6 protein-coding genes are annotated in these 4,555 nt (G+C 46.1%); 4 read left to right on the top strand and 2 right to left on the bottom strand.

Annotated elements, in window-relative coordinates; genetic code table 11:
* Positions 1-43 precede the first annotated feature (43 nt).
* A complete protein-coding gene (rplM, locus tag ACTIE6_RS18365; RefSeq protein ID WP_439558029.1) occupies positions 44-487 on the bottom strand; it encodes a 50S ribosomal protein L13 in 444 nt (147 codons plus the stop codon).
* Between the two features lie 132 nt (positions 488-619).
* Entirely contained in the window at positions 620-1,318 is a 699-nt protein-coding gene (locus ACTIE6_RS18360) for a hypothetical protein (RefSeq protein WP_439558028.1), read from the bottom strand.
* A 140-nt stretch (positions 1,319-1,458) separates the two neighbouring features.
* Here ACTIE6_RS18360 and ACTIE6_RS18355 point away from each other — a divergent pair, with 140 nt between their 5' ends.
* The 4 genes from ACTIE6_RS18355 to ACTIE6_RS18340 form a co-directional block, all read left to right on the top strand.
* Entirely contained in the window at positions 1,459-2,190 is a 732-nt protein-coding gene (locus ACTIE6_RS18355; RefSeq protein WP_439558027.1) for a 3-keto-disaccharide hydrolase, read from the top strand.
* A gap of 53 nt (positions 2,191-2,243) precedes the next feature.
* On the top strand, positions 2,244-3,047 hold the full coding sequence (locus tag ACTIE6_RS18350; protein WP_439558026.1) for a Rossmann-like and DUF2520 domain-containing protein: 804 nt from the start codon (positions 2,244-2,246) through the stop codon (positions 3,045-3,047).
* A 61-nt stretch (positions 3,048-3,108) separates the two neighbouring features.
* Positions 3,109-3,630, top strand: coding sequence for a KdsC family phosphatase (locus tag ACTIE6_RS18345; protein WP_439558025.1), 522 nt, complete (start codon positions 3,109-3,111; stop codon positions 3,628-3,630).
* A 10-nt stretch (positions 3,631-3,640) separates the two neighbouring features.
* A partial coding sequence (locus ACTIE6_RS18340; RefSeq protein WP_439558024.1) for an acyltransferase family protein occupies positions 3,641-4,555 on the top strand: 915 nt, incomplete at its 3' end.

Here is a 4,555-nt window from a genome sequence, read left to right as displayed (position 1 = left end):
CGGCAGTTTTTCTTCTACCTATTGTGTTGATCACTTCCATGAATTACAATTGGATTTGTTTTGGTTGCTGAGCGCTGTGCGGGTGTTCTGCCGCTGCGTAAACAAACAGGTTTGTAAATAAACGACGTCCCAAACGATTCTTTGGAAGCATACCTCTTACGGCCTTCTCGATCACACGCTCTGGGTGTTTTTCGAGCAACTCGCGGGGAGTTTGAAAACGTTGACCTCCTGGGTAGCCAGTATGACGGACATAAACTTTGTCGGTCATCTTCTTTCCTGTCAACTTAATTTTATCGGCGTTGATAACAATTACGTTATCGCCACAATCCACATGAGGAGTGTAACTGGCTTTGTGTTTGCCTCTGATGATTTTCGCAACTTCACTGGCCAAACGACCAAGAACTGCATCCTGAGCATCCACAACAACCCACTCCTTGTTTACTGTGTTTTTGTTCGCCGAGATGGTTTTGTAGCTTAACGTATCCACGATTAACAAAAAATTTAATTGATTTTCAATATATTACACTGTAACAAGACAGTCCCATCGCAAAATGGGAGTGCAAATATAGAGTTTAACAAATTGAATTACAAGAATGTATTGTAAATTTCCCGGCAGAGATCAATAGATAGGGAAGCTAAGTGCCACATAAGGCATATTATACAGGTTATAAACGCGGCGTTGCCTGTTATCCAGCAGCACCTTGCGGTCACTCTGCTTGCGCGTGACATAAGCGATTTGTCCGTGCAGATAACCCAGCTTCACACCGAGCCTTTTGAACAGAAAAATTCTCGCATAAACCTCTGATTGTCCATTGAAATTCTTCAAAGCCAGGGGAGCAAAATTGAAGATTACCGGAGAAGTTGATATCCATTGCTGATAGTAAGGCCCTCCGACAGTTGGCTCTATACTGGGCTCCTTATCGTAAAAACCCCGCCGCCTCGTGCCGTAAGACGCGCCTATTAAATCCGTATTCACACCCAGGTCTACCCGCCAGATCCTGAAATTGGCGCCGATTACGAAACTGACTCCATTTGCAGAGACATCGTTGTATTCAAGAAAGTCGCTGTTTGATTTCTTTGAATAAAGGTTAGTCCTGCCGGCGTAATATCCCCAGGCCCGGAACCCAAGTCCCGCGCGCAGCCAGGGCACATTGTTCGGACTGATTTCTTCATGGTAAAGAACAGAGGGCGCCCACGAAGAGCTGTTAAATCCCGATCCAACATCCACCCCTGCGCTTACTTGCGACTGGCGTTGCCCAAAAGCAATGCTGCTGGCTAATGTAAGAATCAGAAGCGGTAGTATGTGAATAGTTTTCATTCAAATGCAACTGGATAAGTGATGATTTTTATGCCTTAAAGTTATGACAGGCAAATATAACTTGCAGCACCAGAAGATTTGCGATATTGCAAATTTCAAGCCGCATTCCGTATTCTGATCACAAGTTCAAAACTAAACCCATGAAAACGCATTTAACCAAAACCCTAATGAGCAAAGCTTTATACGTTGCTCTCATTCTTATTTTCTATTCTAAAACACTTTTTGCCCAGGACTCCGGTGAACTCGCATTCAGGCCATTGTTCAATGGAAAAAATCTCAACGGCTGGGTGGATGTAAACACTTCCAAGGAAACCTGGAAAGTAAAAAACGGAACACTGATCTGCTCGGGAAAGCCCATCGGCGTCATGCGGTCTGACAGGCAATATGAAAATTTCATCCTCGAAGTGGAATGGAAACACATGGAAGCTGGCGGCAATTCGGGCATTTTCGTGTGGAGCGAAGGCACACCACAAGAACACGATCCACTAACCAAAGCAATTGAAGTCCAAATGCTGGAACTGGACTATGCACCCCAACATAATGCAACTGAGGATTACGTCCACGGAGAGCTCTTCCCGACAATGGGCATGACCGCCCTTCCTGATAATCCACGCGGTATCCGCAGCAAGTCGCTTGAAAAACGGTGTAAAGGCAAAGGAGAATGGAATAAATATGTGGTGGTTTGTGTAGATGGAACCGTAAAGCTGTCTGTCAACGGAAAGTTCGTAAACGGGCTTCGTAATTCGGAAAGGAAAAAAGGTTACATCTGCCTCGAAGCAGAAGGCGCCGAAATCCATTTCCGGAATATGAAAATCATGGAGCTGCCGGGCGGCATTACTTCACCTGAACAAACCGCGCCGCTTGTAGACTGATTGCAAACTTGATTTTCTGGATTAACTTACGACAGCTATAACCTTTCTTTTACATGAAAATCTCCTTCGTCGGCGCCGGTAACGTGGCCTGGCACCTTGCGCAGGCTTTTGAAGATGCGGGCCACTGGATTTGTGAGGTATATAGCCGCGACACGCAAAAAGCCCGGCAGCTTGCTTCTCACCTGTACGATACCAACATTCAGCCAGACCTTAACTTCTCCGAAAGCGAAGCCGAAGTGATTGTTATAGCTGTAAGCGACGACGCGATCGAAAGTGTTTTGGAACGCATTGTGCTTCCCGAAGGAGTGATACTGGTTCATACCTCAGGCACACGCTCCCTGGTCGAATTCCAGAACCTGGTGGAAATTTACAGTGACGTATTTGTGCATACCGGGGTGTTTTATCCTTTGCAGACTTTCACCAAAGAAGTCGAAATGGACTATCGTGAAATACCTTTTTGCATTGAATCAAAAACCGAGCTGATTGAAAACAAGCTGATACAACTCGCCCAGAGTATCAGCGACCAAGTCAACAGAATGGATTCAGATGAGCGCTTTATCCTGCATGTAGCCGCCGTTTTTGCCAGTAATTTCACCAATTACATGCTGACAGTTTCAAATGACCTACTGGAAAGAGAACAGCTCAATTTCGACCTGCTGAAACCTTTGATCCAGACCACAATCTATAAAGCGCTTGCCTCCGAAGATCCATCGCTGGGACAAACCGGCCCCGCCCGGCGCGGCGACTGGAAAACAACTGCCAGGCACCTCGAATACCTGCAGGAAACCAATGAAGACTGGACCGAGATATACCGGCTTTTAACAGACAAAATCAGGAATACATATATCTCAAAATAGCAAATCCTGCGGGCGGGAAAAAAGTTAGCCTATATTTGCAGCATTCCCAATTCACCATTTCATGAGCGCCAACCTGACCGAGCGGTTCAAACAGATTACTACTTTTATTTTCGATATCGATGGTGTGATGACCGATGGAAGCGTGATCGCACTAGAAACCGGAGAACAACCCAGGACCTTTAATGTAAAAGACGGCTACGGAATTAACCGCGCCATTAAAATGGGTTACCGGGTAGCTATTATCTCCGCCCAGAACCAAATGGGTGTACGGAAAAGGCTCGAATACCTCGGAGTAAAAGATATTTTCATTGGTACCTCTCCTGACGGAAAACTCCCGGTTTTCAAAAAATATCTCGCAGAAACCGGCCTGAGTGAATCTGAGATCGTTTTTATGGGCGACGATTTGCCCGATTACGAAGTAATGCGCACCGGCGTACTCTCAGCCTGCCCTGCTGATTCTACGGACGAAATTCTTGCATTGTCCGACTATATTTCCCCTAAAAACGGCGGCCACGGCGCAGTCCGCGATTTGATCGAGCAGGTGATGAAAGTGCAGGGAAAATGGATGGCGTGGTTTGAATAACACCTTCAAAGTGGAAAAAAGGCGGTACTTCCCTAATCTCAATGGCATTCGCTGCATTGCAGCACTTTTGGTTGTGTTCCATCACCTGGAACAGGCAAAGCATGCATTGGGTATAGCTAACTTATACGAACTGCCGCTTATTCAGCATGCTGGAAGACTGGGGGTTGGTCTGTTTTTCGTCCTCAGCGGGTTTCTGATTACTTACCTGCTACTGGACGAAAGAGGCCGCTTCGGCAATGTGGACGCGCGCAAGTTCTATCTCCGCCGCGTATTCCGGATCTGGCCCATTTACTTCCTGATCATTATCCTTTCATTCTTCGTTTTCCCCCACATTGATATTTTGGACTATCCGGGAATCGACGAAAAGCTGCGCACCAACTCGGTTGAGAGATTAACGCTCCTCTTTCTTGTCCTGCCCAATTATGCATTTGTACTCTACGATCTGCCTTACTGGTGTGCACAAGCCTGGTCTATCGGGGTAGAAGAGCAATTTTATTATTTGTGGCCGTGGCTGATCAAGTATCCCAAAAGGCGCATTCCGATAATTATTACCTTTCTCGCGATCTCGGCATTACTGCTTTATGCGGGCATAACGCTGCTGGATCCTTCCGAAGAATCAACGAATGCGATTATCTCCACTTTCCTGGGACAATTTCGTATTCAGACCATGGCGCTTGGCGGCGTTTGCGCCTGGCTGGTCTACAATGAAAAAAATGCAATTCTCGATCTGCTTTTCAGGAAAGATGTACAGGTAGTTGCTTATATCCTGCTTGCAGCTCTATTTCTGTCCGGTGTGCACTTTTTTGGCTTTCTTGAAGTGTACGCGCTCTTTTTTGCATTCTTTATCATCAACGTATCCTGCAATCCGAAGTCCATTATCAGTCTGCAAAATCCGGTCATGGACCATTTAGGTAAAATCTCCTAC

Origin of the sequence: Dyadobacter sp. (assembly GCF_051859145.1) — a bacterium.
Taxonomy (GTDB): Bacteria; Bacteroidota; Bacteroidia; order Cytophagales; family Spirosomataceae; genus Dyadobacter.
The sequence above is the reverse complement of the archived record's forward strand: the minus strand, read 5'-3'. Positions and strand labels throughout refer to the sequence as shown.